Source organism: Natronococcus sp. CG52, from assembly GCF_023913515.1.
Taxonomy (GTDB): domain Archaea; phylum Halobacteriota; class Halobacteria; order Halobacteriales; family Natrialbaceae; genus Natronococcus; species Natronococcus zhouii.
In genome coordinates this window covers 2,556,187-2,581,972 of record NZ_CP099391.1, presented here as the reverse complement: position 1 = coordinate 2,581,972, position 25,786 = coordinate 2,556,187, and the positions used below count along the sequence as shown (strand labels likewise).

The 25,786-nt window shown below is 60.0% G+C and carries 23 protein-coding genes and 2 pseudogenes; 14 read left to right on the top strand and 11 right to left on the bottom strand.

Going from position 1 to position 25,786, the window contains the following annotated elements:
- Positions 1–5: 5 nt before the first annotated feature.
- From NED97_RS13010 to NED97_RS12995, 4 genes are all read left to right on the top strand, one after another.
- Positions 6–521, top strand: a complete 516-nt coding sequence (locus NED97_RS13010; RefSeq protein ID WP_252487453.1) for a DUF6114 domain-containing protein — start codon at positions 6–8, stop codon at positions 519–521.
- Between the two features lie 40 nt (positions 522–561).
- Positions 562–1,929, top strand: a complete 1,368-nt coding sequence (locus NED97_RS13005; protein ID WP_252487452.1) for a hypothetical protein — start codon at positions 562–564, stop codon at positions 1,927–1,929.
- Between the two features lie 51 nt (positions 1,930–1,980).
- Positions 1,981–2,442: a hypothetical protein gene (locus NED97_RS13000; protein WP_252487451.1), complete on the top strand. Its 462-nt coding sequence runs from the start codon at positions 1,981–1,983 to the stop codon at positions 2,440–2,442.
- Between the two features lie 138 nt (positions 2,443–2,580).
- Positions 2,581–3,015 (top strand): CBS domain-containing protein, encoded by a 435-nt coding sequence (locus NED97_RS12995; RefSeq protein ID WP_252487450.1) that lies wholly within the window; start codon positions 2,581–2,583, stop codon positions 3,013–3,015.
- Between the two features lie 78 nt (positions 3,016–3,093).
- Here NED97_RS12995 and NED97_RS12990 read toward each other — a convergent pair whose 3' ends face one another.
- Positions 3,094–4,863, bottom strand: a complete 1,770-nt coding sequence (locus NED97_RS12990; protein WP_252487449.1) for a DUF2339 domain-containing protein — start codon at positions 4,861–4,863, stop codon at positions 3,094–3,096.
- A 358-nt stretch (positions 4,864–5,221) separates the two neighbouring features.
- Here NED97_RS12990 and NED97_RS12985 point away from each other — a divergent pair, with 358 nt between their 5' ends.
- Positions 5,222–6,514 carry a hypothetical protein gene (locus NED97_RS12985; RefSeq protein WP_252487448.1) on the top strand — a complete coding sequence of 431 codons (1,293 nt, stop codon included), beginning with the start codon at positions 5,222–5,224 and terminating at the stop codon, positions 6,512–6,514.
- A gap of 349 nt (positions 6,515–6,863) precedes the next feature.
- Positions 6,864–7,169: a hypothetical protein gene (locus NED97_RS12980; RefSeq protein ID WP_252487447.1), complete on the top strand. Its 306-nt coding sequence runs from the start codon at positions 6,864–6,866 to the stop codon at positions 7,167–7,169.
- A gap of 76 nt (positions 7,170–7,245) precedes the next feature.
- Here the strand turns inward: NED97_RS12980 and NED97_RS12975 are convergent, their stop codons facing one another.
- Complete coding sequence (locus tag NED97_RS12975; RefSeq protein ID WP_252487446.1) at positions 7,246–8,019, bottom strand: diphthine--ammonia ligase; 774 nt, start codon at positions 8,017–8,019, stop codon at positions 7,246–7,248.
- A gap of 496 nt (positions 8,020–8,515) precedes the next feature.
- The gene (locus NED97_RS12970; protein WP_252487445.1) at positions 8,516–8,683 is read right to left on the bottom strand and encodes a hypothetical protein; all 168 of its coding nucleotides are present in this window, start codon (positions 8,681–8,683) and stop codon (positions 8,516–8,518) included.
- Between the two features lie 141 nt (positions 8,684–8,824).
- On the opposite strand from NED97_RS12970, the pseudogene NED97_RS23255 reads away from it, so the two are divergent.
- The 4 genes and pseudogenes from NED97_RS23255 to NED97_RS12955 all read left to right on the top strand — a co-directional run.
- Positions 8,825–9,029: pseudogene (locus NED97_RS23255) on the top strand (glutamine--fructose-6-phosphate transaminase (isomerizing)); the annotation flags it as partial.
- Between the two features lie 254 nt (positions 9,030–9,283).
- Positions 9,284–9,469 carry a hypothetical protein gene (locus NED97_RS12965; RefSeq protein ID WP_252487444.1) on the top strand — a complete coding sequence of 62 codons (186 nt, stop codon included), beginning with the start codon at positions 9,284–9,286 and terminating at the stop codon, positions 9,467–9,469.
- A gap of 543 nt (positions 9,470–10,012) precedes the next feature.
- A complete protein-coding gene (locus tag NED97_RS12960) occupies positions 10,013–11,017 on the top strand; it encodes an ROK family protein (RefSeq protein ID WP_252487443.1) in 1,005 nt (334 codons plus the stop codon).
- A 163-nt stretch (positions 11,018–11,180) separates the two neighbouring features.
- Positions 11,181–11,780: a metal-dependent hydrolase gene (locus NED97_RS12955; RefSeq protein ID WP_252487442.1), complete on the top strand. Its 600-nt coding sequence runs from the start codon at positions 11,181–11,183 to the stop codon at positions 11,778–11,780.
- Positions 11,781–12,372: 592 nt separating this feature from the next.
- On the opposite strand, the gene NED97_RS12950 is transcribed toward NED97_RS12955, so the two are convergent.
- The 5 genes from NED97_RS12950 to NED97_RS12925 form a co-directional block, all read right to left on the bottom strand.
- Positions 12,373–13,356 (bottom strand): glycerophosphodiester phosphodiesterase, encoded by a 984-nt coding sequence (locus NED97_RS12950; RefSeq protein ID WP_252487441.1) that lies wholly within the window; start codon positions 13,354–13,356, stop codon positions 12,373–12,375.
- Positions 13,357–14,457: 1,101 nt separating this feature from the next.
- Positions 14,458–15,453, bottom strand: a complete 996-nt coding sequence (locus NED97_RS12945) for a M14 family zinc carboxypeptidase (protein ID WP_252487440.1) — start codon at positions 15,451–15,453, stop codon at positions 14,458–14,460.
- A 274-nt stretch (positions 15,454–15,727) separates the two neighbouring features.
- Positions 15,728–16,798: a CNNM domain-containing protein gene (locus NED97_RS12940; RefSeq protein ID WP_252487439.1), complete on the bottom strand. Its 1,071-nt coding sequence runs from the start codon at positions 16,796–16,798 to the stop codon at positions 15,728–15,730.
- Between the two features lie 458 nt (positions 16,799–17,256).
- Entirely contained in the window at positions 17,257–17,802 is a 546-nt protein-coding gene (locus NED97_RS12930; RefSeq protein WP_252490623.1) for a DUF7437 domain-containing protein, read from the bottom strand.
- A 630-nt stretch (positions 17,803–18,432) separates the two neighbouring features.
- Entirely contained in the window at positions 18,433–19,089 is a 657-nt protein-coding gene (locus NED97_RS12925; RefSeq protein ID WP_252487438.1) for a dihydrofolate reductase family protein, read from the bottom strand.
- A gap of 246 nt (positions 19,090–19,335) precedes the next feature.
- Here NED97_RS12925 and fni point away from each other — a divergent pair, with 246 nt between their 5' ends.
- Both fni and NED97_RS12915 read left to right on the top strand, forming a co-directional pair.
- On the top strand, positions 19,336–20,418 hold the full coding sequence (fni, locus tag NED97_RS12920) for a type 2 isopentenyl-diphosphate Delta-isomerase (protein WP_252487437.1): 1,083 nt from the start codon (positions 19,336–19,338) through the stop codon (positions 20,416–20,418).
- 526 nt (positions 20,419–20,944) lie between these two features.
- Complete coding sequence (locus NED97_RS12915) at positions 20,945–21,577, top strand: type 1 glutamine amidotransferase (protein WP_252487436.1); 633 nt, start codon at positions 20,945–20,947, stop codon at positions 21,575–21,577.
- A 211-nt stretch (positions 21,578–21,788) separates the two neighbouring features.
- On the opposite strand, the gene NED97_RS12910 is transcribed toward NED97_RS12915, so the two are convergent.
- Both NED97_RS12910 and NED97_RS12905 read right to left on the bottom strand, forming a co-directional pair.
- Positions 21,789–22,358, bottom strand: a complete 570-nt coding sequence (locus tag NED97_RS12910; protein WP_252487435.1) for a hypothetical protein — start codon at positions 22,356–22,358, stop codon at positions 21,789–21,791.
- Positions 22,359–22,506: 148 nt separating this feature from the next.
- Entirely contained in the window at positions 22,507–23,328 is an 822-nt protein-coding gene (locus tag NED97_RS12905; RefSeq protein WP_252487434.1) for an IS5 family transposase, read from the bottom strand.
- 124 nt (positions 23,329–23,452) lie between these two features.
- On the opposite strand from NED97_RS12905, the gene NED97_RS12900 reads away from it, so the two are divergent.
- Positions 23,453–24,628 (top strand): M24 family metallopeptidase, encoded by a 1,176-nt coding sequence (locus NED97_RS12900; RefSeq protein ID WP_252487433.1) that lies wholly within the window; start codon positions 23,453–23,455, stop codon positions 24,626–24,628.
- A 318-nt stretch (positions 24,629–24,946) separates the two neighbouring features.
- On the opposite strand, the gene NED97_RS12890 is transcribed toward NED97_RS12900, so the two are convergent.
- Positions 24,947–25,423, bottom strand: coding sequence for an FKBP-type peptidyl-prolyl cis-trans isomerase (locus NED97_RS12890; protein WP_252487432.1), 477 nt, complete (start codon positions 25,421–25,423; stop codon positions 24,947–24,949).
- 77 nt (positions 25,424–25,500) lie between these two features.
- Here NED97_RS12890 and NED97_RS12885 point away from each other — a divergent pair.
- Positions 25,501–25,758, top strand: a pseudogene (locus NED97_RS12885) (RNA-guided endonuclease TnpB family protein); the annotation flags it as partial.
- Positions 25,759–25,786: the final 28 nt, after the last annotated feature.

Here is a 25,786-nt window from a genome sequence, read left to right as displayed (position 1 = left end):
CACTGATGGCCACCGAAAACAGCTCCGGGAGCCGACGGGAACGATTCAACGACTGGCGCTTCCAGCGTCCGTTCCTGGGCGGTATCCTGCTGTGCCTGGCCGGAATTATCATCACCTGGGTACCGATGCAGATCTTGCCCGACATCATCTTCATCGGCGGAGATATGGCGGGCTTTCTCGCCATCGGCGCGATGTTCGGCGTGTTCGTCTTCGTGACGGGCGTGTTCGCGCTGTACCAGCCGAAGTATGCCGAGATGATCGGCGTCGTCGGCGTCGTCCTGTCGATCTTCTCGCTGTTCGGGTCGCTCGGCGGGTTGCTCGTCGGGATGTTGCTCGGGATCCTCGGTGGAAACCTCTGTATCGCGTGGCAGCCCGGCGACGAGGAAGCTGCGTCGGAACCCAGCAAAGTCGACAGAGCGGTCGCGCGACTGCGCGAAAGCACCCGCCGAATCGTCAGTAAAACGGCCGTGCGGTTGCGCGGCGGTGCCGAGATCCGTAAACAGGGAGGTGTCGACGAGTGAAACGAGTAGACCGGGGTCGAGCGACGGACTGGACCGGCACATGAGTCGAACGCGCACAGTCGTCATCGCGGCGCTGGTCGTCCTCGCCAGCAGCGTCGCGGGGATCGGCACAATGCCAGCACTCGCGCAGGAATCCGACCGTGACCTCGTCACGGCCGAGTTCGGTACGATCGAGGGCGGCACCGTCTGCGCCCAGCAGCTCACGGCGGACACCAACCAGGTGATCGTCCAGAACGCCAGCTACGACGATATCACCGTCTACCTCGACGAGGACAGGCGAGTCGAACTCGAGCAGACGCAGCCGGAAGCGACGATAGTGCTACACATCGACCGCCAGAACGAAGGACTCAACCAGCTCGCGGACCGCGGCGAGTGCTTCGACAGCGATCAGACGAACGTCGTCGTCAACGCCGACGCTATCACGACGTACGGGCTCTCGGCGAACGGATATCACGTCGAAGTCGGTCCGGATAGCGAGATCCCCAGCGCCGGCGGCTACGATATCGACGAGGGTGACGACGGTGACGAGAACTCGAGCGGCGTATCGGATAGTATTAATGAGACTACCGATGGAACGGTCGACGAAACCGAAGAATCGGTCGAAGAAACGGGCGATGACGCCGAAGAGTTAGTCGACGACGCCCGTAACGAAACCGAAGGAGCCACCGACGACGTAGTCGATGAGACAGAAGTGTCGACCGGTGACACCGTCGACGACACTGAAAAGGCGACCGAAGAAACGGTCGATGACACCGAAGAGACGGTTGGCGATACCCTCAACGAGACCGAAGAGATCGCTAACGAAACGGTCGACGACACCGTCAGCGAAACCGAAGAAACCGTCGACGAAACGATCAATGAGACCGAAGAAACCGCCGATGAAGGGATCGATGACATCGAAGAGTCAGCCGACGACGTAGTCGATGAGACAGAAGAGTCGGCCGGTGACACCGTCGACGACACTGAAGATACGGTCGAAGAAACGGTCGATAATACCGAGAGAACCGCCGAAGGAGTAGTTAACGACACCGAAGAGTCGGTCGATGACAGCGAGGAAGCGATCGACGATACCCTTGACGAAACCGAAGAAACTGCCGATGAAGCGGTCGATGATACCGAAGAGGCAGTCAGCGAAACGGCCGACGACGCCGAGGAGTCTGTCGACGACGCTGAAGAGACGGTCGAAGAAACGGTCGATGATACCGGAAGAATCACCGAAGAGGTAGTCAACGACACCGAAGAAACGGACGATGACGCCGAAGAGTCGGTAGACGAAACGAACACTGATACGGAGGAGACGGCTGCCGAAGCGGTCGATGATGCCGAAGAATCGGTCGACGACACACTCAACGAGACCGAAGAAACCACCGACGAAACGGTCGGCGAGACCGGCGATCTGGGATCGTGATACAGATCCGCACGATCGACGCGGGATTTCTTTCAGACGGAGACTACAGACATGCACGAATACGAGTCGTATGATTTTACGGAGGCAGAGTTCTCGCTCGAAGCGATCGACAAGTGGATCATCCTCGCGGCCGTCGTCGTCGGGGCTCTCGTCAACCTCAACGCGTTGATGGTGCCGCTGCTCGGTCGGATCGGCGGCGGAACCGTCGCCGGATTCGTCGCAGCGTACGCCGTCGGCCGGATCGCGTCCGGTATCGTTCACGCGGTGATCGCGAGCGCGGTTGTGGGCGGCATCGCAGGAACGATCACGGCGTTGATGGGTGTGACACTCGGCTTGTACAACGAACCACCGTTGCTGGTGCTAAGCTCGCTCGGACCCGTCAGCCCACTATTATCGGGTCTCGGATTGCCCAGTGTCGTACTAATCGTGCTCGCGTTCTCGTCGCTTACCGCCATCGACGGTCTCGTTGGCGGTGCCATGGGGAGCGGGCTGCGGGCGTTGCTTCCGTGGTGACTACTCCCGCGACTGTAGTCGTGGGCTTTCTCCTTGAATTTCTGTAACCTAACGGCGAGAGGGTTTTATCCCTTTGTTGCGCGAAGTCGTTCTTGTCGCCGAAGATCACCAAGTGCGGCGACGAAATGGTGACCGTGTATGCCTGAAGTCAAGTCAATCGTCCGTGAACAGGTAGTGAGTGCGTCCTCAGATTCCCCTCTTGCCGACGTCGCACAGCTGATGGATGAGGAGAACGTCGGCAGTGTCGTGATCGTCGACGGCGACCGCCCACAGGGGATCGTGACGGATCGCGATATCACGATCAACGTGGTCGTTCGAGGGGAGGATCCGACGTCGGTGACCGCTGCAGACGTGATGAGCGAGGACCTCGTGACGGTCGAGACGGACAGCGGGATCTTCGACGTGCTCCGGACCATGGAAGAATCGAACGTGCGACGAATACCAGCTACCGATGCGGATGGGAACCTCGCCGGAATCGTCACGTTCGACGACTTCGTCATCCTTCTCGGCCGCGAACTCAAGTTGCTCGGTGACGTCATCGAAGCCGAAATCCCGCCGTACGAGCATACCTAAGCACGCTACTCTACCGAGACGTCTTTCTGAAACCCACTATAGGCCGATTCCTGGACGTACAGCTGTTCTGATCGGATTTTAATCCCTGGTGAGGCGATGTAGCGGATCCTCGCCTTGCCAGCGAGCATACGCGTACGAGGCGACCAAAAGAATCCCCCCGAGGACGAGGAACGAGAGCGTTCGAGCAAGCATATCTAAATCCCGGGTGTCGTACAGAAATACCTTCGCGGTCACGAGACCGAAGGCAGCGACACCCTGAAGTCGAAGGTCACGACCGTCAGTGACGAGGCCGACTCCAACGAGGACGAGCCCGAAGACCGCCCAAGCAACCGATACACCGGCATCAGAGAGCTCCAATCCCAGAACGACGATCGTGAGCCCTGTGCCGGCCCACGCGTACGGAGTAGCCAGCGTGAGTTCCTTTTCGGTGCCCGACGGCGTGATACGTTCCTTCCGGAACCACCACGCGAGTCCGTAGAAAACGACGATTCCCAACGCGAACGCGGTTGCTCTGCCAGTTGCGACCGTCAGCGGATCTGCGGGGTCGACCGCGGGAAGTACCCTGGCATCCACGATAAGGATCTTGAGGACGGTCCCGACGGCGACGATGTGGGCACCGGTTCGGAACGCTTCGGCATCGACGAGCGAAGCGATAGCAACCGCGCTGCAGACCACCGCAAGAAGACCAACTGTTGCCGTAAACGTTCCGGCTGCTATGACGACGCTACTCGCTACCAGGACAGCTGCGAGCGTTCCAGCCGTCTCGTCTCGTTGAACTGGTCGCCGGGCGGTGAACGCGTAGACGCCGATGAGGGCAAGCCCGACGGTACCGACTGCGACCCCCTCGATAGAGATATCCGGGAACCATTCTCGAGCCGTCAGCTCGAACAAGAGTGCGGCAGTCCCAGCATTGAGTACGGTACACGATCGGACCTGAAGTCGATGCCACCGGTCATCCAACTCGCTCGCTCGGAGTTCGTACCCGCCAACGAGGTAAATCCCGAAGGCAGCGACGACGACGCCAGCGACGAGGGGAGCTGTTGGATCGAGATCGACGATCCACGCCCAGATGACGCCGTAAGTGGGTAGCACGCTGGTAGCGACGAGCCGGCTCCACGGCCGAACTCTGGCAATGACAACGAGTCCGGCTGCAAGGAGTAATGCGTAGGCGGGCGTCACGACAAACGTTCCAGTGTCGAGGCCGAGATAGGCGGTTACGTAGCCCAGCAGGAACGCTTCGCCGGCGACGACCGGGGCACGGTCCCGGACCGACAGGATGGCAGTACCGGCGACGAGTACAGTCAACGCCAACAGGACGATCCATAACGGCGTCCCGATAGCGGTCCGGTACGCCTCGAAGCCGTACGCCGCGTAGAGGCTGAAGTACGCGATTGCGAGGCCGATACCAGCCGCAATGCGCCCCCATCGGACGTAGCCCTGTCTCTCTGCAGCGAATCGGCCGCCGCCGGCAAGCGCTAACCCGCCGACGGTGCCGACCATCACGCGCCCGCGGGGGCCGAGCAGTCCGGCTTCGATAGTCAAACGGACGAAGAAGACGACGCCGACGACCAGCGCTAGGCCGCCAATCAGCCCCAACCACTTCACTCCGAGATCGCGTTCCCAATCCCGAGTTCGAACGCTCTCACGATCCGCACTCGGAGCGACCGCCTCCTCCGACGACGGAGCGGTGTCGGAGTCGACACGCGACCTCTCGTTATCAGAACGAGGGGTCTCAGCCGCCGGCCCGGTTTCGGTCGCCTCCTCCAACGTAGCAACGCGATCCTGGAGGGCTTCGACCTCCGATCGGAGCTGTCGTACCTCCGCCGCGAGGTCGTCATCGTCGCTCATGGGTCGTTCTTGTCTCGGTGTGTGAAAAATCATCCGTCCAACAAAATAATCGGGTGGATCGGCGCGATTCCCTCCAAGACCATCCAAACGGCGACGATTCAGTACGTCTCATCTGCAACCTCCCGAGGAGTACTGGAGCATTTTCACAATAGCTCGGTTCGCCGTGCATTGCAAGCACGTGCTTGATTATTCGATCCGAGTTACAGTCAAGCATACCACGACGAATGATACGCAGCAGTGATCGGCTGGACCGGCAGCCTCGTATTCGCCCGGCGGGGACACAACAGTGAGCGCGTCCCGAGAACGGCACCGTCCATGAAGCCGGGGACGGAGCGACAGGAATGAGCCGGGCACGCCGATGAATCGCCGCCGTCTCTTGCTCTTCGGGCTGCTCGTCCTCGCCGCCAGCTATCTGGTGGCCGGCGGAGTGATCGATCCGACGACCGAGCCGACCGAGCCCGAGACGCCCGATCGCGACCGGCTGATACAACCCGAGGAAAACGGCAGCTACGTCTGGCCGTACACCAGCCGCGACCGATCGACCGACGAACGGACGCTCGCGATCAACCTCCTCATCCACGGTTCCGACGAGCGCGTCCAGCGGACGCTCGCCGCCCACGAAGACCTCGAGTGGGAGGAAATCGATCCCGAAGCGGAGGACGAACCGGAAGCCTACGAGGACGCGGAGGATCCGATCCGGTGGGACGACGCCCACGGCTCGACGCGGTACACCTACGTTGACACCGAACCGCACGGCGGCGAGGGCGTCTGGATCGAGGAGAGCTACCAACTCCACACGGGAACGTACCTCGGGAGCCGGTACCACATCCGCGCGTACACGACGGAACACGATGACTGGACGGCGCTCCAGGTGCACCAGGAGTACTTCGACTGGTTCCGGCTTCGACATTCGGTAACTGACATCCAGAAGTCGCAAAACACGCTCGAGGCGGAGTTTCTCGACGAGCCCTACGTCGAGGAAGTCCGACGCGAGTATCACGGCACGCACGGAGGCTGGAACGACGGCTGGCTCTCAGCCGTCGAGTTGGCGACCGTTACCCCCATCGTGGCCTGGAGTACACTCGGCCTGCTCGGATTGTTCGGTGGCGAAACCGCGCGGGGGCTCGTGCGCGGGACCCGGCACCTGCTCAAGTGGATGTATCTGAACAGCCGCGGGTTCATCCTCGTCGGGGCGCTCGCGGGACTGGTTCTCGGCGTTCGGAGCGCCGGCCTCGCCGCGGAGGCAGCGGTACCGTGGATCTCGCCGCAGGCGTTCATCGTCGTGCTCTACCCGATACTGGCGGTCGGCTTACCGGTGACGGCGACCGTGCTCACCCAGCCGCTCGAACGGGCGAGCCGGTTGCTTCGGCTGCAACGCGTCGTGAACTGGCTCGGAGAACCGCTGGCGCCCCAGTCTGCGTTCGCGTTCACCGTCGTCGGGCTCGGTCTCGGGTTCGTCCTGGATTTCGTCGGGATCGGGATCACGACGCTCCCGATCCAGTTGCTGCTCCACCGACTCGGATTGATGATCGCGCTCGGATTGCTCGCGGCGGGTGCCGCCCGCAGCGACGGCGAAGGCGCCGTGCTCTTCGGCATCGGCCTGCTGGGATGGATCGTTGGCCTCGCAATGCCGCTGTTCGGCTATCTGTAACCGCAGCGATGTGGTCCGGGAAATCACGCCCAGTCGACCCCCTTTCATCCGGCGGAGCTATGGACGCCGGACCAGTCAGCGGCGATCGACGGGCATTCGCGCAATCCGAGCGATGAGTTCGTGCCGCGTAACCTCGCTCGACAGCTCTCGAAGCGATCGGCGCAGCGGGCGTGCAAATCGACAACGACCACCTCGACGTGGTGTGTGGGAATGTTGATACTTTCTCCCGCTACTCTCGAACGAAAGGCCGGCATATCGACTCCGTCCCCTGTCGGGACGTGATACTGGCGGCGACGGTGATCGAGGGGCACCCGGACACTCTTATACCACCACCGCGAGTTCATCAGTAATGCGGGATGAGGAGCCAGCGGCGGCCTATCACCTGACGTCCCCGGTTGATTTCCGTGCGGCACTCGACCTGCTGGAATTCGATCATCTCATCGTTGATACGGAGCGGATGCTCGTCATCTTCAGAAGCGCGGTTCTCAATATCGAGGTGGACGAGGGTGACTTGAAGACTGCCGAACGGGTTTCGATCGAAGTCCTCGACGCGCTACCACAATCGGCGGAAGCTGGGACCACCCTCACGGAACGGTTTCTAGAGCGCCTGGAGACCGCGACGGGAACAGAGTGGGTTGAACTCCCAGATCCCTGAGCACGTGGTCGCCCCAGCGCCGTCGACAGCCCGCCGGCCGCACAGTTCGCGCTACAGGTGTCGACGACCGACGCAATCAGCGGCGCGCTTCCGCTGCCCCGGGTGTGTCGAGCCGGGCGTCGGTGACCCGCACCCGTCCCCAGGTGCCGTACCACTCCCGCTCGAACTCGAGGGCGACGGGACGCGACATGTGCGGACCGTCGGTGACGATCGTTTCGAACTCCCCGCCCTCGCCCAGGCGGTGGACGCCGTACTCGCGGTGGAGTTCCTCCAGATCAGCCAGGGCGTCGCGATCCAGACGGCGGCCGAGCCATGACTCGTCGAATCCGGGCGCCGCCACCTCGACGACGACGATCTCGAGGCCGGCCTCGATCATCGTCGCCGCGAGCCCACGCGGGTCCGCCCGCCACAGCGGCGCGAAGAAGTCACACTCGAGGCGGTCGCACATCGACCGGAGTCGAGCGGCTTGGGACTCGCTCCCGACGGTGCCGGCGACGACACCGCCCACGCCGCCCTCGAGTTCGGCGTCCAGCGTCCGGAGCGCGGACTCGAGGGGTTCGAGTGCCGCGTCGCCCTTCGCACTCGAGGCAGCCGCGATGTCCCCGCCGATGTCGGGAGGCTCGATGTCGACGGCGGGGAGTCCGACGTCGACGACAGGGAGCCCGATGCTTTGTGCGGCCAGCCGACTTACCGGCGTCGCGGGCGCGTAGTACCGATGGGAGTCCGCCGGCGGATGGACGGTTACGAGTCTGCGGACGTCACGGCCGGTCTCCAGCGCCCGGTGGAGCGCCCACGAGGAGTCCTTGCCGCCGGAAAAGAGCGCGATCCACCCACCGTCGGGGTCGGACATACGCTTCCTTTTCCGTCACCGAATAAACCTCTGCGGGTCGGCCGCGCATCCGTTCGGCCGCCGCGGTCGGTCGACGGCAGCCGTCACCTCTACACCCGAACCGAAATCCCGATCGGACGAGTCCGGCCCCTTGACGGCGGGGCAGTCGCGCCGGCCGACCGGGTCGTCGAAACTGAGATCCTGAAGCGGTCGGTGATCGAGAAGGACGGAAACGAGAGTCGCGGTTCCGACCTCCCGTGGACCGATCGCGCTGACGATGCCGACCTCGTCGAAGTGGACTCCGAGCCGGTTCCGTACGGTGAGCGACGGCCGGGCTGAAGCGAGGATGATCGAACGCGCGCCACGGTCGTTCAACGCTGATTGTGACGGCGGGTAGCTCCTGAACTGCACCGATCAATCGGCAGGAGTCGGAACCGAATTCACTGACCTCGTCGGCCGGCTGAGTCTCCAGACCGGTCGACGTCCGGCGCACTCGAGCGGACTCGGGACGGTGCTGTCACCGCGTCGTTGCGGCGTGTGCCGGTGCTTCCCCGGACGCCGGTTCAGTGAGCGCGTACCCGCCACCATCGTCATCGCCGCCGTCCTCGTCGTCTGGCCCCCCACAGCCAGCGAGCCCGATCGCGGTGACGGTTGCGGATGTCGCGAGGAAGCGTCGCCGTTTCATGTGTTCTCCTTGGTAACGTATGGCAATAAGCATACGGACGGGACCGATCGGCGTAGCGATCCGCGAGCGGCCGGCGACCGACTCCCAGCCCAAGCGGTAACTGGGTGAACACCGGCGATCAGTCCGTCTCTCGGATCGCTCCGGGATATATCGGTCGTCGCAGTGACCGACGCACCCGAGGCGGCCGGTACGCCGACCACGTCCTCGAGGTGCCCACGACCCATCCGCAGCTGACGCCGGTGCTGGCGACCGTCCAGTTGCAGCTGGGCTCGGACCGGTCACAAACCGGCTGGGCCGGTCGATCGACAAACCACGAAATATGGCGGAGAGCGTGACCGTCGAATAGGATCCAGTAGCAGACAGGGTCTGCTTTTGGTTTCGGGTAGTGTGATCGCTTCGAGCGGCGGATATCGTCGGTATCGTCGGTACCGCGCGTCCCAGATGCCGGCTGCAAGGATGGCACTACAGAGCGCCGGCCAGCGACCGCTGCTCAGAGACCGATTCGGCGAGAGGGATCGTACACCGGACTCAGTAGGGGTAGGGCCGGTTCGACAGGGGCCGGCACAAACACTCATAATGGTTCGCTCAAACATTGTACGTATGACAGGTATGCTGCGCATCGTCGGGCTCGGCGTGATCGGCCTCGTCGCACTGTGGCTCCTCCTCGAGTTCGTCGCGATCGTCTTCGGGCTCGTGACGTGGGTCGTGAGTACGGTAGTGTCGATCGCCGTGCTGGCCCTCCTCCTGTACGTCGGCTACGTCGTGATTTCGTCGGTGTTATCCTGAAATCGTGGCTGCGAGCGGCAAGACGACAGTTGTCGTGATTCGGTGAGCCGGTGGTCGTGCAGCCTGTAGCGGTTTGAACTGAACGGGTGTCACACACAGTGGGCACGTACGCGGCTTAGCCGCGGGCCACTGTGCGGGATTCGAAGGCACGTCGCCAGTGATAGCGTAGCGTACCAGAGCGGCGGTGATCGAGTGCTGGACGCTTACGGGTGCGGTTTCGTAGGAACCAAAATAACCGGCGCAGCCGGTGCGATGCTCATGACGAGTACATAGCTGCCGAGTTCAACGCTCTACAAATTTTGAAACCCGGCGTCCATCACTCAGTGTGTGACCTCACGCACTGACTGCAAAATCGACAAAGATGATCCCTCTCAAGGAGATGCACCTTCAGAAGTGACGGTCCTCTCGGCAGCACGTTGCAGGGCTTGGACTGCCGACGGAGGTTTGCCAGTGCACCGGCAATAGGGTTCCTCTTCGGTCGAGACGGTACACCGGACAGCGATCGAGAGCAATTCCTAAATACGGGACAGCAGTGTTTCCAGTATGGATTTTATCGGACTTGTCAGTATCGGCAGCACGAACTTTCGCTACACTGCCGCTACTCCTGCCGGCGATTTTCTGACTGACATCGTCGTCGAATCGACACAGCCACGACAGCTCGCGGCGCAACTCGGGGCGGCGATCGATGACTTACAGGCCACGGCTGCACTCGATGCGGTCTCGATCTCGGCCCCGGGGCTGATCGACGCCGAAACCGGGAAAATCCGGAAGCTCGATACGCCTGACGGTGACGTCATTGATCACGTCGATATCAGAGCGCCGCTCCAACGACAGTATGATCTGCCGATCTACCTCGAGAACGACTGTACCGCGTCAGCGCTCGGGGAGTGGCACTTCGGCGCGCGGGAGGACCACGACTGTGTGATTCACCTCACCATCGGCACGGGGATCGGCGGCGGCGTCGTCGACCGGGGACATCTTCTCCGTGGTGACAGCGCTCAGGCCGGCGAGTTCGGCCTCATTCCCGTCGCCCCCGACAGCGACCTCGAGAGTACCGGCGTCACCGGTGCGTGGGAAGCGTTTTGCTCCGGGCGTGGCATCCCGGACTACGTGTGCCATCGCTTCAGTACCGACGAGGACTGGGCCGACTCGACCCGCGACAGTGAGTTCCGACAGACGCTTGCGGCCGGCGACAACCTCGCAGCGCCGGCCGTCTTCGACGCGGCCGACAGGGGCGACCGGTTCGCCCAGGCGTGCTTGGAACAGGTCGGCCGGTACAACGCCGTCGGGATCGCGGCGATCTGTAACGCGTTCAACCCGGGGCTCATTACCCTCGGCGGTGGGGTGGCCCTCAACAACTCCGAGTGGCTCCTCGAGGGGATCGACAGCTCGCTCGACGAGTTCCTCTTCGTCGATCGGCCTGCGATCCGGCTCACACCGCTCGGAGACGATATCGGACTCTACGGATCGCTAGGTGTCGTTGCAGATCGATCACCGGCATCACGCTCGGGTGACAGCGGTCGATCTGTCAACGGCACACTCGACTGAGCGGCTCGGCGGCTGCTCCGACGGTGCTCGGCCTGAAAATATACGGGCGGTAACAGAGAGTTCTGGTCTCAGCCAGTTCCGCCGGTCGACGGTGGTCACGCGGCACGTCTCGCCCGAGCCACGACACGAAGCGCCCATATACAACGACGGGCAACGACATGCCGTGTACCCGTGGGAGCACGCCGCGGTCGCGTACCTGCTGTACGCCGGCTACACACGGTGGCGCACCGGGACAGCACCGGCGGGATGGGCGGTGCTCGTCGTGCTCTTTGCCTCCCAGCTGCCCGACCTACTCGACAAACCGCTGGCCTGGCAGTTTGCCCTCATCCCGAGCGGGCGCTCGCTCGCCCATTCGGTATTCGTCGCCGTCCCGCTCGCGCTCGTGGTGCTTGCCGTTGCCCGCCGTCACGAGGCGACTCCGCTCGGAGTCGCGTTCACAATCGGCTCGCTCTCGCATCTGGCGACCGATGCCGTTTCCCTGTATCCGGGTGGGTCGACGAGTCCTGCGACCGTGCTCTGGCCGCTCGTCAGCTACGAGTCGGCGACGGATGCCGCTGCGAGCGACAGCACGGCGGCCGCCCAAACCGGCGACATACTGCTCGGCGCCTATCCGTCGCTGGTCGCGCTCGAGCCAACCGGCGAGGTTCTCGTCCGGCTCGGGATCGTTGGGATGGCGGGCCTCGTCTGGGTCCATGATGGGCGCCCAGGCGTCCGCGAACTTACGTGTGTGCTTCGCTGGGCAATCGCTGTGATGGCCCGTTGAGGCTCCACTACAGACTCGCGATAGATTTGCGGTTCTACTGAGAGAACTCTCCACCTACATTCCGTGAGTCGTGACCGGACGATTCGGTCGAGGAGTACACCCATCAGTAACAACTGGTGTCTTCGGATGAACCGCTGTGAGTGGTCTCGAGTCTGGACCGACGACCGATCGAGGCAAGGACCACGGCTACGTGACCCGTTTGTACAACCATGCTTCCAGTGTCTCGTGGATCGTCCGTGAGAGTGTGGGCTTTCTCGAGCAATGTCTTGTGCCGTGGTCAGCCTCAGCCGTGGACGTCAGCCGTCTCCGGGGTGCCGGTAGATGACTCGCCGGGGAGTTCGGCGTCGGTCGGGAGCAGAACCCGCCGTTCGGTGTATAAGTGGCCGTTCTTCCGTTCGCTCTTTTTGTGAACGGCGAGGCGGTGCCTCGAGAGGTCGAGCAGCGGGGAATCTGCAGCGAAATAAGACGGAAGGCCGATTAGGGGGAACAAGCGGCCAGAGGCACGGATTACCTGCGTATTCCCCGCGCTCAACATCCGCTGGTAAATATACGGGAGTACAATCTCCCCCCGAACCACAGTGAATACGCGGAGCTACTGGGGCTGCCTGAAGAGTAGATCCGGGTAGTCGGCGATGAGGCCATCGACGCCCGCATCGGCCAGTTGCGTCGCCTGATACCACGTCTGGATCGTCCAGACGTTCACCTCACGGCCCTCCTCGTGGGCGACCTCAACGAGATCGATGTCGGCGTACGGCCCCTCCCCACCCGCATAATCGTCCTCGAAGAACGGCGACCCTTGGACGAGATTGTACGGCGGGTGAAGCGCCTCGGCGTCGTACTCGCGGGTGATCTCGAGTCCGGCTTCGATGTCGTCCCAGAACAGGAACGCGATCGGTATCGAGGGGTCCGTCTCGCGGGTTGTCGAGAGGGCAGCCTTGTAGAACGACGAGACGAGGATCTCGTTCTGATAGTCGTCCGCGATGGCGAGCGTGTTCTGGACGAACGGCCGCCAGATCTCCTCCTGGGTCGCCAGTTCGTTGCCGTGGAGGTTCTCGGCGAACCGCAGGTCGCTCGAGCCCGGATTCTTCAGTTCGATGTTCACGCCGACCGAGGCCGGAATGGCCTCCAGGACCTCGCGCAGCGTAGGAACCGTCGTACCCGAGTTCAGCACCTCGGCGTTCAGGACCGACTCGCAGTCGGTTTCCCAGACGAGCCCGCCGACGTCGGTGAGGCCTTTGTCACCACCGTCGCGCTCGCTCAGGCCGTCGTCGTGGAAGACGACAACCTTGCCGTCGGCACACGGGACGACGTCGATCTCGATCATATCCGCGCCGTCTCGCGCCGACCCCTTCGCCGCCACTGTCGTGTTCTCGGGATACTTCCCGGCGAACCCCCGGTGGGCGATGAGCTCTGGCCCTTCGGTTCGGTTGGTCTTCCTTGGTTTTGCTTCGTTCGTCAGCTCGTCTTCCTTCGTGTCGCTCGCGGCTGCGGTCGATCCGATCGCCGTCGTGGTCACGGCCGCGCCAGTTCCCTGCAGGAATCGTCGTCGAGCGACCTCGCTGATATTATTCGCCATTCCAATATTCGAGACGTAAGAAATTTATTTGAACATTTATAATATTCATAGATATTGAAATTGATATCTAATTTTAACTATTGGGAGATATAGAAAGTATAGGGGAGAGAGCAACGGGACCGAATCGCGATTAAATCGCTCCGGGAACCGGTTTCTGAACGACGAGGTCGTCGAGATGATCACGACGGCCGAGCGCTACAGTCGGATTCAACGACTGCTCCTCGACATCCTCGATGCATCGGTCGGTATTGAGGGGGAGAACTGACTGACGAGTTCCTCGACGAAGCGTGGCGAGTACTGCGCCACGATGAAGACCCGGCCGGCCCGTGGGAGCACGCCGCGGTTGCGTACCTGCTGTACGCCGGCTACGCGCGGTGGCGCACCGGGACAGCACCGGCGGGGTGTCTCGCATCTGGCGACCGATGCCATCTCCGTGAGCGGCTCGGTGAGCCCGGCAAGTATCCTCTGACCGCTCGTCACATACGAGTCTTCGAGGGAGACAACGGGCGAGGGTGGTGGCGCCGACGGGGCCGGCGAGCCGGGGGTGTCCTCGGCCAGACTGCCGACATCCTGCTGGACGCCTATCCCTCCATCGTTGCGCTCGAGCCGGTCGGGGCGGACTTCGTCAGTCTCGGCATCGTCGTGTTGGCGGGGCTCGTCTGGCTCTCCGATGGCCGGCCGGATGTCCGCGAACTCAGATATGCGATCCGCCAGTCGATCGCTGTCGGCCGGCCGTGAGTCGTCTCGCCGCCCGCCCGGATTCTCGGGCCCACGGTTCGCCGATAGTCGGCAGGCAAGCCGGTGGAAGAAAATCGGTCACTGCGAATTCCCTCCAGAGACAGTTGGTGTCTCCGGACGACCCACTAAGAGTCGTCTACGAGCTCCGGCCGACGACTGCTCACGGACGAGACCCACGACTAACCGATCCGTTCCGACAACTGTACTGGAAGTATCTTATGGAGGAACTGTCTGGACTGCCATCACGCTTTCTTTCCCGACTCCACATTGCGCGCTCGAGTCACGCTTCCGGGCAGTATCGGGCAACGCAACCAGGTGAGCGTCTCGAGGCCCGTGAGACCACTGATCTTGACCGGCTCCGGATTACGCTGTGCGTTGCTCCCAGGGCCAATCGCCCATCTCGTCCCAGTCCGGACGCACCGGGATTTCCTCGACTCGGTCGGGGTCGCGATCGAACGCCGTCCCGTCGGCGGTCTCCTCGAGAAGAACCTGATTCTCCTTGCGGCACTGTCGGATGAACTGTCCGTTCAGTCCCTCGTAGGCGTGACTGGCGCCCAGCTCGTTCAGCACGGTGCTGTACCCCCGAAGCCCGTAGGCGTTGCGGGCGATATTAGCCCCCGTCCCACCGGGGAAGACCGAGAGCTTGGCGTTCGCGAACTCCTCGACGCGGTCCCACATCGCGACGTTGAGCTGCTTGGCGCGGTCGACGACGGCTGGCTCCACGTTCGGGTTGCTCGACCAGAAGTTCGACGACGTGATGTAATCACCCGGGTTGTCCTTCTCGTCGGGCCAGGGCCCACCCTGGATATGGAGGTCGGCCACCCACAGCGGCTCGATATCCGTCACGTAGTCGATCATCGCCTGTGCTTCCGGCGAAGGGTTATCGTCCGAGCCGGGCTCGTAGTCGTGGTGACGGTTGGGATCGTACCCGTCGACGTTCTCGCGCTGGTTGCGCATCGCGCCGTCGGGGTTGAGCATCGGCAGCAGGTGCACCGTCAGTTCCTCGCGGACCTTCGAGGCGTATCCGCCGGCCGTCGACAGGTGTCGCAGTTCCTCGAGCATCGCGTTCGTCGGGTGGGGCTCGCTGCCGTGCTGTTCCGTCACGATGAAAACATCCGTGTCGCCGTTGCCGACCGTCGCGACGACGAGTTCGCGCCCTTCGATGCTCTCGCCGATCGGTTCGAGGTCGACGGTCGCATGCCGGTTGAGATGGTCGAGTTCGGTCAGCAGTTCCGTGTGGGTGTACCACAGCTGCGTCTCCTCCCGTGGCCACGGCTCGGCTGCGCTCACGATACTCGGGCCGAACGTACCTGCTCCCGCGATCCCACCAACTGTCTTGAGGATGGTTCGCCGATTCATACCACTCAAAGACATTGATTAATCCGACAAAACCGTTTCTGTGATTGTCATCAGGATAAAATTAGTTATTATTCTTATTAAAACGGCTAGACCGTTACGGTCGAAAGTCCGGAATTCGTGTAGTGTAGGCAGGTTCGTTTAGTAGCTGTAGATAGTGTACTTATCTGACCTGATGGAAAATGAAGATTAATTTCTGAGATATTGTCCTTCACCCTCTAATCCGAGGGTGTAGCACACCTACCCTGACGCCGTACCCCCTATTCAACACAACAGATTATTCGTTGAGTGAGCTGGGTTTCTCCTGATCAAGCGGATCTTCAACATCTCCCATGACCGCTTCGAGCAGGTCTGTCACGGTCACGAGTCCGACGACGTCGCCGTCTTCGATCACGAGCGCGAGTTCCTGGTCTTCCATCTGGAACCGATCAATTGCGTCACTAACATCTACATCCGGAGAGAGCGTCATTGGTGGCGCTGCCAGTTCGGCGAAGTCGATGTTCCCATCGGCCACCTTCTCACGATGTCTGACAAGAACCGGTGTATATATGATTCCCTGGAAATCGGTCAGTTCCTCGCCGACCAGTGGATAGCGGGTCAGCGGGCGATCCTCCATCTTTCGAAAGTTCTCTTCAGGATCGTCTTCGGTTGACAGTACGACAAACTCCTCGGGCGGAACCATCAACTCACTAATCGACTGCTCGCCGATCTGGAAGGCATTCATCACTTCTTTGCGACGTTCGTCTGAAAGGTTTCCTTCGTTAAGGACCGAGCCGAGTTGATTTCGGAGGTCGGCTCGAGACTCGATAACGTCCTGTTCGGTCTCGAGCCAGGCGCCTGTCATCTCAATGCCGAACAGGCCAAGGGTCTTTTTTGCAACCCAGTCGCCGAACCAAATCGCCGGGGTGAGCACCTTGGCAAACCAGTACAGCGGTCGTGCGCCGTACTTGCAGACCTGCTTCGACCGCTCGACACCGAGGTATGTCGGTGTCTGCTCGCCATGGGTAAGATGGATCAGATTAATGAGGAGGAACCCAAGTATTGAGCCAGCACCGACTGATGCAAGTGCTGTATTTTCGAACAGCGGCTCGAATAACGCTGCTAAGCCTGGTTCGGCGACGATTCCCAGTGCGATACTCGTTCCAGAGATCCAGATCTGACACGATGTGAGATAGAACTCAAGATCCTCGGTCATCTCCCAGGCGAGTTCGAGTGAGGGAGTATCGAATTCCGACTTGGGATACTGCCGAGCGCGGGTGAGGCCGAATTCGGTGGCAACGAAAAATGCGTTCAATCCGATGAGAAGGAGTCCAGCCAATATTCGGCCGCTGATTTCGAGTGGTCCCATCAGTATTCCATAATAATGGAAGATACAAATGAGTAGGGCAGACAAGTCAAATAGCGGTCTTGTCTCGGGATCGTTTAGTCACAAACGGCTATTGAATCGCCCGGACACCAAACACCGAAACCCCACCAGTCGCGACTAGCATCCAGTAGATTGCACCCCGGCATGTGAGAACGGCTGCGGTGACTACTGAGGCAGGAAGACCAGTTATTCTACGAGAGCCTGTAGTAGCGCCCGTCCCTCGACCACTGTTGCTCGATCTCCAATCCCAACTGCAGAGAGTGTAAGCATTCGACGTCTGGTTTTGTCGACAACATCGGAGACCGTAGCCAGAGTGAAGTCTATCTCGCCGGGTTGCAGCCACCCAGCATCCTGTGCAGCCTTCAATCGATCACGCTGATAGACGTATGCGTCTGGACTTTCGCCTAATTCCTCAGCTACCTGCTGGGGCACGTATACCGTCAGATTCTGGCGCTGGACATAGCGTTCGAATGCTTGGTACTTCTCGTTTGAGGGACCACCCATCGCGAACAGCACACTGCTGTCAATGATGACGACGCTGTCGTTCGGAATCGATTCTTCAGCCAACACTTAGCGAGGTCGAGATACGGATCGTACGCCGCTGCGTCCTCAATGACGTCCTGTAGCGCAGCGAAGACAGTCATCCCCTCTACTGGGTGAACGTCGAGTTTGTTTGCGGCGGTCCGTTGGGAGAGTTCACCGGCCATAATGCGGCGAGTATAGTGAACGGCTGCGGCTAATTTGGCGACTCCCTGTCGGTCAACGAAGACGCGGATATCGTCGTTCTCGAGCTGTCGCCCAATAGCATCGATTACGGCTGGCGTCGCGAGGAACTCACCATCGGCACCGTCGATTTCGAGCTGGAGTGGCGTTGCGGCGACCGTTGTTGGAGTTTCGTCTTCGTTTCGAGTAACGATGTTCATTTCCTCGAGTTGCCCGATGTACTTGTAGGTCGTCGAGTGGGCCATCTCGAGCCCGTCCTTGATTTCGTCGATTGTGACCGGCCCATGCTGCAGAATATAGATATAGAGGCGAGCAAGCTGTGGGGTCGTGAGGAGTTCGGCATACGTGAGTAAATCGTTGAACGTCTCCTCTGGATCTGGTGGGGTTGAGACGTGATTTTCAGTAGATATTACAATACATGTTCTATGGATAGTATATTAAGCCTTTCTCGGGGACGAGTGTTACTACGCCAAATCGCTTATTGTGGGAAAATTGCTTGTTTCTCGGGCGGTGGTCTATCCTCAGCATCATCACCAATAGAGTTTTAATCCAAAAATTATATTTGGTTCATGAAATCGATATAATTAGAAATAAAGAACTTTTCGAGACGACGCCACGGTCAGCGCGGTCGAATGCGACCCAGGGTCGGTTGTTCGACCGAATCAGGACGCGTTCTTACACTTCTGCTTATACTTCTCGTACTCGCGTTTTGCGCGCTCGTAGGCGTGTCTCTTCTTTTTTAGTTGCTTTTTGTCATCCATTCTCTATATCTCGCACGCGTTTTCTGGCAGCTGTTGGATAGATTGAGTAAGGTTTGCGAGATATAAGGCGCGTATCTTGCACGGCCTACGGGCAAAAATTCGCTGATGATTATATCTGCGACCGTACCACTCTCACTCCGTCATATCGTCCAATGCGAACGAGCCGTACTCAATCTCCCCCGCTCGTTCATATCGGAGCATTTGAACTCCCGTGCTCGACGTCTCGGCATTCGTCAGTTCGAGGGCCGCGGGAATCGTGCCGCCCCCGAACAACCGCTTCCCGTCCCCCACGACCAGGGGAAAGATCCAGACCCAGAACTCGTCGACGAGGTCGTGTGCGAGCAGCGTCTGGATCAGGTCGTGGCTCCCCTGCGTCATAATCACGTCCCTGCGCTCCTTCTTGAGGTCCTCGACGGCCTCCGCGACGTCGTCCGAGAGGAGCGTCGAGTTATTCCACTCCACCGCGTCGAGAGTTCTGGAAGCGACGTACTTGGGCATACTGTTCATCCTCGTCGCCATGGGATCGTCCTCCGCATCAACGTGAGGCCAGTGCGCGGCGAAGATCTCGTACGTCTTCCTGCCGAGCAGCAGCGCATCGACCTCGGCGAACTGGCCATCTATGATTTCGCCCATCTGCTCATCCCAGTAGTTGACCGACCAACCGCCATGTTCGAAACCGCCGTCACGGTCCTCGTCAGGACCACCCGGTGCCTGCATCACGCCATCGAGCGTGAGAAACGTTCCAACAACAAGCGTACCGGTCGTTTCGTCCGTATGATTCTCGCTCATTCATCCGATTAACGTGAAAACAGGCGATAAAGGTATCATCTGTAGATGCCGCTCTGCTAAATACACCCTCTCGGCCTTGTTTAGACGCAGGACGAGAACGGTTTTCTTTCGCTAATGACGCTGTGAATCAGGTGGTCAGTTGGCCTGCGTAGCAGGCACGAACACATCTTCATTTCAGGGATACCTTGGACAGAGTCGAATCAATACAACAGTACTGTTTTCCCACTTCTTTTGCAAGGTAGAATAATGACGGAGCAGCGCTCGTCGGAGACTGAAGATCGAAAAGACGATCACATTCGGATCGTTCAGGACCGAGACGTTGAAACCACAGGAACGGGCTTCGAAGACGTACAACTCGTCCATAACGCGCTTCCGGAACTCAATTACGACGCTATTGATCCGTCCATCGAATTTCTGGGACACGAGTTATCCGCCCCAATCTTCATCGAGAGCATGACTGGTGGGCATGACAATACCACGGAAATTAATCGGGCACTGGCCCGCGCTGCCGGTGAGACGGACATTGCTATGGGGGTGGGGAGTCAGCGGGCCGGCCTCGAACTTGACGATGACAGCGTCCTCGAATCGTATACTGTCGTCCGTGATGCCGCGCCCGATGCGTTCATTTACGGAAATCTCGGCGCTGCACAGCTTCGGGAGTACGACATCGAAATGGTCGAGCACGCAGTTGAGATGATCGAGGCAGACGCGCTTGCAGTCCACTTGAACTTCCTCCAAGAAGCCGTTCAACCTGAGGGCGACGTTGATGGACGGAACTGTCTGGCTGCTATCGAACGAGTAGCTGAGGATCTCTCGGTGCCCATCATCGTCAAGGAAACAGGCAACGGAATTTCTGGAGAGACTGCCCGAAAGCTATCCGAGGCAGGGGTTGACGCGATCGATGTCGCTGGAAAAGGCGGCACGACGTGGTCCGGAATCGAAGCCTACCGTGCAGCTGCGGCGAACGCCCCGCGACAGAAACGCATCGGCACCCTGTTCCGAGAGTGGGGAATTCCAACCGCTGCAAGCACGATCGAGTGTGCCGCCGAACACAATTGCGTGGTTGCGAGTGGCGGTGTGCGGACGGGATTGGACGTGGCAAAAGCGATCGCGATAGGTGCACTCGCCGGCGGGTTGGCAAAACCGTTCCTGAAACCGGCCACTGACGGGCCCGACGCTGTCATTGAACGGGTTGAAGATCTGATCGCCGAGCTGCAGACAGCAATGTTCGTCACCGGTTCGGGGTCGATTACAGACCTTCAGCAAACGGAGTACGTATTGCAAGGAGAAACGCGCGAATACGTTGCCCAACGAAACAGCAGAGAGTAGCAGCAAGATTCTACGGCGCTCGTTCTCTCTGTAGGACAGTTATCGTCGGTGCTGTCCCCACTACATGCGAAAGATACCCCCTGTATTCCGAATTCTTCTCCTGACAACACTCATAGGGATAAGACGCCGCCTCAATAACTGTACCGCCTGAATCTACCACTTTTCCACGAGCACTCTAGCACCCGTACGGCTGACACCTCTGAACAATAGAGGCCTAGACCGAGAATTGCTTCAAGTGGTCCAACGACTACCGTATCGAGCAGGAATAGGAGGTACACTACCATGCCGAGCAGGCCATTATTGGAGGGCTGGGTGTTCATCACTATCCGTCTGTAATATTGATAATTTATTAACTATTGCTATGCGTTCGTCATGTATTACTGATTGGGCAAAGCAGAAGAGCGAGGTAACAGGCTGGATAGTCGTAACGAGTGACCGGTAAGTATCAAGTAGAAAATCTAAGGTCTCTCGAACAGGAAGACTGGAACACGTGACCATTGTTAATACGGATTCGTTGGACTTGTATGTGGTCCACAACGAGGTAGATCCAGAATGTGCGTATCACTGTGACGCGGTGGCGGCGCGGTTTCCTACCGCCGAGAAGATCGATTTCGTCGCGGGCGAACGCGTCTCTCTCGACGAGGCAGACGCCGTCGTTTTGACCGGGAGCACGGCTGCCGTCTATGAGGCCGATAGCCGTCCGTGGATCGGCGATCAGAAGGCTCTCGTCCGCGACCTCGTCGATCAAGAAATTCCGACCCTCGGCGTCTGTTTCGGCCATCAAGTGGCCAATTCGGCACTCGGTGGCACCGTCGAGAAGAAAGGAACGACTGCGGCACTCGTTGAAGCATCTCTGGCCGACGATCCGCTGTTCGACGGCGTCGATCCGGTCGTCGTCTCCCTCCACAGCGATGTCGTGACAGAACCGGGGAAGAACATGGAGGTCATCGCCTCAGCTGATCACGCTCGCGTGTTCGGGACTCGCCACCGGACGGCACCACTCTGGACTGTTCAGTTCCACCCAGAGATTACAGCCTCACACCGAGATGACCTCGTTACCGACTTCGGATGGCAAGCAGCACGGTTCTCGTTTGAGGATGTTACTGCCGACCGAGTCTTCGAAAACTTTTCACAACTCGCCGTTGCGGCAACGACGTAATTGCCACCCAACGCTGTGAAATCGCTCAATTCGCACCTGTACTGACCGGAGTTAGAGAGCAGGCTCGACATTCCTCACAGCCGCTTTCAGAACGAGTTCTCGGAACTGTCCGAACGGCTCTGTTGAAATCCTCTTCTATAGACAATTAATCCCATGAAACTACTGCTCACTACACGTGCGAACTGAACGATAGCGTGTCTATCAGGTACGCTTAGACGTAGAATGGCGGATCGTTGAACGCCCAGAAGGCGGCGACTATGGACAGAGCCAGCAGACCTCCGAGTACCAGCGTCCCGAGGATCGTGCGGAGCGGGACCGTGCGCAGAGGCCTGTCGTATCGCCACAACTGGGCGCCGATGAACGCCACCCCGACGATCACGCTTCCGATCAGGAACGACGGCTGGAAGGCCTCTAGTATCATCCGGTCCTCTAGCGTTATCTGAACGCCAATTCCGATGGCGCTAACTGTGGCCGCTCCTACCACGTATGAGAATCCAGCCACCAGGTGTCGTAGGGTTGCGTCCCACGAGAACGAATGGAGGGCGTCGGCGTCCGCATCAGGTGCCGCGAAACTCGCAATATTGGCGCACAGAAGTGGAAGTGTCCCCACCGCGACGACGCACGCGTACGGAAACACGGTCGTTAAAACAATCACGATCACGATGGGGACCCCGTTAATTGCCCCCAAATCCCTCAGAGCGATCGGGGGAACGATGAAGATAGCGATCGCCGTAATGAAGAACAGGGTCAGGGGAACTGCGTTCTCCTTGCACCGATCCATAGCCGGGGTGGGAACATATGGTACTGAATATACATAACTGGTAAGTGTTTTCTGGTAATCGGAGTGACCACTCACTTGAGGAGGCCGCTTCAACAGTACACAGACAGATAGAGTGTAGCCCCGGAAACTGCCTCCCCTGTACTGATCGTCAGATAGCTCGGTCAAGATTATGGACGATACACGCAAGGGCGAGTTCACGAAACTGCTTCCACCAGCGTCGTGAACGGACGAACGCACCGTATTTTCGCTTGAGCCGAGAGTTCACCGTCTCGCTCTGGTTCCGTTGGGCGTAGAGGTCGGCATTCAGCCGAGTGTTCCACGCTTTCTGAAGTGATGAGAACTCACGGTGTTTGATGAGTGAACGAATCCCGTTTTCGCGGGCCATCGCTCGAATCTGGTGATCGTCGTATCCCTTGTCACCGAGCAGAACTTCGACTTCAGCTGTGTTGCGGTTGATGAGTGAAGGTGCGATCTGTGTATCGTGCTTGCGGGTCGTTGTAACGTGGAGATCGAGGATCGCGTTTACTCTCGTATCGACTAAGAAGGTGACTTTCAGTTGCTGAATCGTCAATTTTGTCCGTTTCGTGTAGTGCTTCGAGGCGTAACATCGGTCGAAGCCCGAGGCGTCGATCCCTGCAATACCGTTAGTCGGGAGCAATGACACAGAGAGATTGAGCAGCACTCGCCAGACAGCCATATCTAGCCTATCGAACGCCTTGCACAGCGTTGACGGAGCAGGGAGTTCGGTGAGGTTAATAGCGTTCCGAATGCGAGGCATCTCGATGAGTTCGTCGAGGAGTGTTCGATACGTCGTGTTCTTCCGAATTTTGAGACACAGGAGAACGATGTGTTGATGGAGCGTGTAGCGTTGTTTCGAGAACTTCGAGGAGTAACGAGCCACAGCACGTTGCGCTAACTGAAATGCTTCCTCGACAAATCGAAGTAACCGAGATTTTGGGAGGGTCTGCATCTACTCAAGCGACCGACTGAATCTGTAACTCACTAAGGATTTCAACAGAGCTGGTCTGTTAAAGTAGGCGCCTACCGGTAAATTACCGCGCGTATGGGAACTCTCTTTCACAAGATATTCGTGTATGACCGTGATGCGAGAGATCTTCCCCGATCCGGAGTCGAAATTCATTGATGCGGATCGCCTGCCCCGGATTCGCGACGAGCTTGCGACGCTCGACGTCGACGGACTGCTCGCCTTTTCGCCGGCGAACTCGTACTATCTCAGCGGCGGCTACGCGGGCATGTACTCGCGCCCGGTCGTCGCGCTCGTGACCGCCGAGACGAGCCTCGTGCTCACGCCGGAGATCGAACGCACGAAGGTGACGCGGACCGCCTGGACCGATCGCGCGCTCGTATACGAGGACACCGACGATCCGTTCGACGTGCTCGCGACCGCCGTCGCCGAAACCGACGTCGAGGTGCTGGGCTACGATAGGGCGGCGGCGAAGCCGGGCTGGGTTGCCGGGTTCGAGGCGGCCAGTGACGTCACGCTCGAGGACACGACGGACGTGTTTCTCGATCTCCGAGCGGTGAAGACGCCGTGGGAACTCGAGATGATCCGCCGGTCCCGGAAGCTGGCGACGGCCGGCATGGAGGCCTATCTCGAGGGCGTCGAGCAGGGGGTTACTGAACTCGAGGTGCTCGCCGACGTCCAGCGAGCGTACTACGACACGTATCTCGAAGCGTTCTCGGAGTACGATATCGGGACGGCGAACGAACTCGGGCAGTATGGCTTCGCCAGCGTTCTGACCGGCGAGCACGCACTCGAGCCCCACAGCCTCTCGACGGCCCGGCGTATCGAGTCCGGCGACAGCGTCGTCGGGATCGCACTGCCCTCGATTCAGGGCTACGTCTGCGAGGAAGAACGCACGGTGCTCGTCGGTGACGTGCCAGCCCACGTCGAGGAGGCGATGGCGACGCTCGTCGAGGTCCGCAACGAGACCATGGATCGCGTCGTCCCCGGCGTCGGAACCCACGAGATCGACGAGTTCGCCGCCGCCGAGTTGCGGGCGGCGGGGTACGGCGACCAACTCGTCCACCGGACCGGTCACGGCGAGGGGATCACCATCCACGAGGGACCGGCGTTGAACGCCCGGACCGAGGGGACGCTCGAGCCGGGGATGGTGATCAGCATCGAACCGGGGCTCTACTTCGAAGACGACGGGCTCGGGCTTCGCCACTCCGACACGCTCGTCGTCACCGACGACGGTGCAGACCGGCTCACCCCCTCGCCCGATGGCGTGCTCCGAGCCGACTGAGGAGCTGTCGCTGACGGTCGTCGTCTCGATCCGTTTCGAGTGACGCTCGTCCTGTTTGCGGCGACCGCGCTGTACGGCGTCTCTCGGTTTACGTTTCTGGATTCGGGTCTTCTCCGACCAGTTCGAGACCACAACGGGCGTGACACTGGCCGCAGGCGATGTCGACAACGCGGTGATGCCCTGCCGCGGGGTTCGTCCTGGTCGCCTGGCAGTACGGCTTCGGGTTCCCATCCCGCTGTTCGCGCTCTGGGTGATCCTGCCGGCGCGGGCCGAGCGGAAGGATCAGCTTCGGGACCCTCTCCACCTGGAAGCCGAGACTCAGTCGACCTCGAGGACCTGGAGTTCGAACTCGAGCGTTTCGCCCGCCAGCTGGTGATTGAAGTCGATTCGGAGAATCTCCGGATCGATATGTGTAACTTCGCCGACGTTTCCCTCCTTGGACTCGATCTGCATCCCCATTTCGAGGGACCGGCCTTCCGACTCGAGTATCTGCTCGAACTCGAAGGTATGGTGTTCGACGACTCGGTCGTCGGATCGTTCGCCGTATGCGTTCTCCGGTGGGACCGTGATCGTCGTCTCGTCACCTGCTGCCATCCCGACGAGCGCGTTGTTGACCCCCTCGATGAGCTCGTCGTCGCCAACCTCGACGGTGAGCGGTTCGTACTCGCGGTCGGGCAGACGTTCGGCCAGCCCCGTCTCCTCGGCGACTTCTTTGCATGTCGTATCGAACACGAGGCCGTCGTCGAACCGGGCCGTGTACTCAATCGTGACCGAGTCGCCGGTTTCGATCGGCATGGGTACTCGGTAGTGTCGTGGGGGATAAAGAGCCTGTTCATCGGCGTCGGGAGGGTGTCAGTGGTTGCAGACTTGTCAACGAAGCTGAGTTCCGGTGTCCGCACGACGACTGCCACGTTTCGACGTTTCAGGCCGACATCAACGCTTCCGCGAACATCGCACGGCGGATTGACCCGTGGGGAGAGAGCGTCCCGCTTGACAAGACGGAACGCGATGACTCGCTTCGGGATGGGAGCGGTTGTGACACCGCCACGACTCACCGTGAGAAGAGCGTACCAGCGCAGATGACGCTCACGGAGTTTCAAGAGTCGAAACCTTCTGCCAGCGACGACTAACTGGTATACCCCATGTGTGGGAAGCCTC

Excerpts from the sequence above, each read along its gene's own strand:
- NED97_RS12960 (WP_252487443.1), top strand. The coding sequence starts at position 10,013 with ATGGATTTTATCGGACTTGTCAGTATCGGCAGCACGAACTTTCGCTAC.
- NED97_RS12975 (WP_252487446.1), bottom strand. The coding sequence starts at position 8,019 with ATGTCCGACCCCGACGGTGGGTGGATCGCGCTCTTTTCCGGCGGCAAG.
- NED97_RS12890 (WP_252487432.1), bottom strand. The coding sequence starts at position 25,423 with ATGCCGATCGAAACCGGCGACTCGGTCACGATTGAGTACACGGCCCGG.
- NED97_RS12950 (WP_252487441.1), bottom strand. The coding sequence starts at position 13,356 with ATGGCGAATAATATCAGCGAGGTCGCTCGACGACGATTCCTGCAGGGA.
- NED97_RS12905 (WP_252487434.1), bottom strand. The coding sequence starts at position 23,328 with ATGCAGACCCTCCCAAAATCTCGGTTACTTCGATTTGTCGAGGAAGCA.
- NED97_RS12985 (WP_252487448.1), top strand. The coding sequence starts at position 5,222 with ATGAATCGCCGCCGTCTCTTGCTCTTCGGGCTGCTCGTCCTCGCCGCC.
- NED97_RS13010 (WP_252487453.1), top strand. The coding sequence starts at position 6 with ATGGCCACCGAAAACAGCTCCGGGAGCCGACGGGAACGATTCAACGAC.
- NED97_RS12910 (WP_252487435.1), bottom strand. The coding sequence starts at position 22,358 with ATGGATCGGTGCAAGGAGAACGCAGTTCCCCTGACCCTGTTCTTCATT.
- NED97_RS13000 (WP_252487451.1), top strand. The coding sequence starts at position 1,981 with ATGCACGAATACGAGTCGTATGATTTTACGGAGGCAGAGTTCTCGCTC.
- NED97_RS12945 (WP_252487440.1), bottom strand. The coding sequence starts at position 15,453 with ATGAATCGGCGAACCATCCTCAAGACAGTTGGTGGGATCGCGGGAGCA.
- NED97_RS12900 (WP_252487433.1), top strand. The coding sequence starts at position 23,453 with ATGACCGTGATGCGAGAGATCTTCCCCGATCCGGAGTCGAAATTCATT.
- fni (WP_252487437.1), top strand. The coding sequence starts at position 19,336 with ATGACGGAGCAGCGCTCGTCGGAGACTGAAGATCGAAAAGACGATCAC.
- NED97_RS12995 (WP_252487450.1), top strand. The coding sequence starts at position 2,581 with ATGCCTGAAGTCAAGTCAATCGTCCGTGAACAGGTAGTGAGTGCGTCC.
- NED97_RS12925 (WP_252487438.1), bottom strand. The coding sequence starts at position 19,089 with ATGAGCGAGAATCATACGGACGAAACGACCGGTACGCTTGTTGTTGGA.
- NED97_RS12965 (WP_252487444.1), top strand. The coding sequence starts at position 9,284 with ATGACAGGTATGCTGCGCATCGTCGGGCTCGGCGTGATCGGCCTCGTC.
- NED97_RS12970 (WP_252487445.1), bottom strand. The coding sequence starts at position 8,683 with ATGAAACGGCGACGCTTCCTCGCGACATCCGCAACCGTCACCGCGATC.
- NED97_RS12990 (WP_252487449.1), bottom strand. The coding sequence starts at position 4,863 with ATGAGCGACGATGACGACCTCGCGGCGGAGGTACGACAGCTCCGATCG.
- NED97_RS12980 (WP_252487447.1), top strand. The coding sequence starts at position 6,864 with ATGCGGGATGAGGAGCCAGCGGCGGCCTATCACCTGACGTCCCCGGTT.
- NED97_RS12940 (WP_252487439.1), bottom strand. The coding sequence starts at position 16,798 with ATGGGACCACTCGAAATCAGCGGCCGAATATTGGCTGGACTCCTTCTC.
- NED97_RS13005 (WP_252487452.1), top strand. The coding sequence starts at position 562 with ATGAGTCGAACGCGCACAGTCGTCATCGCGGCGCTGGTCGTCCTCGCC.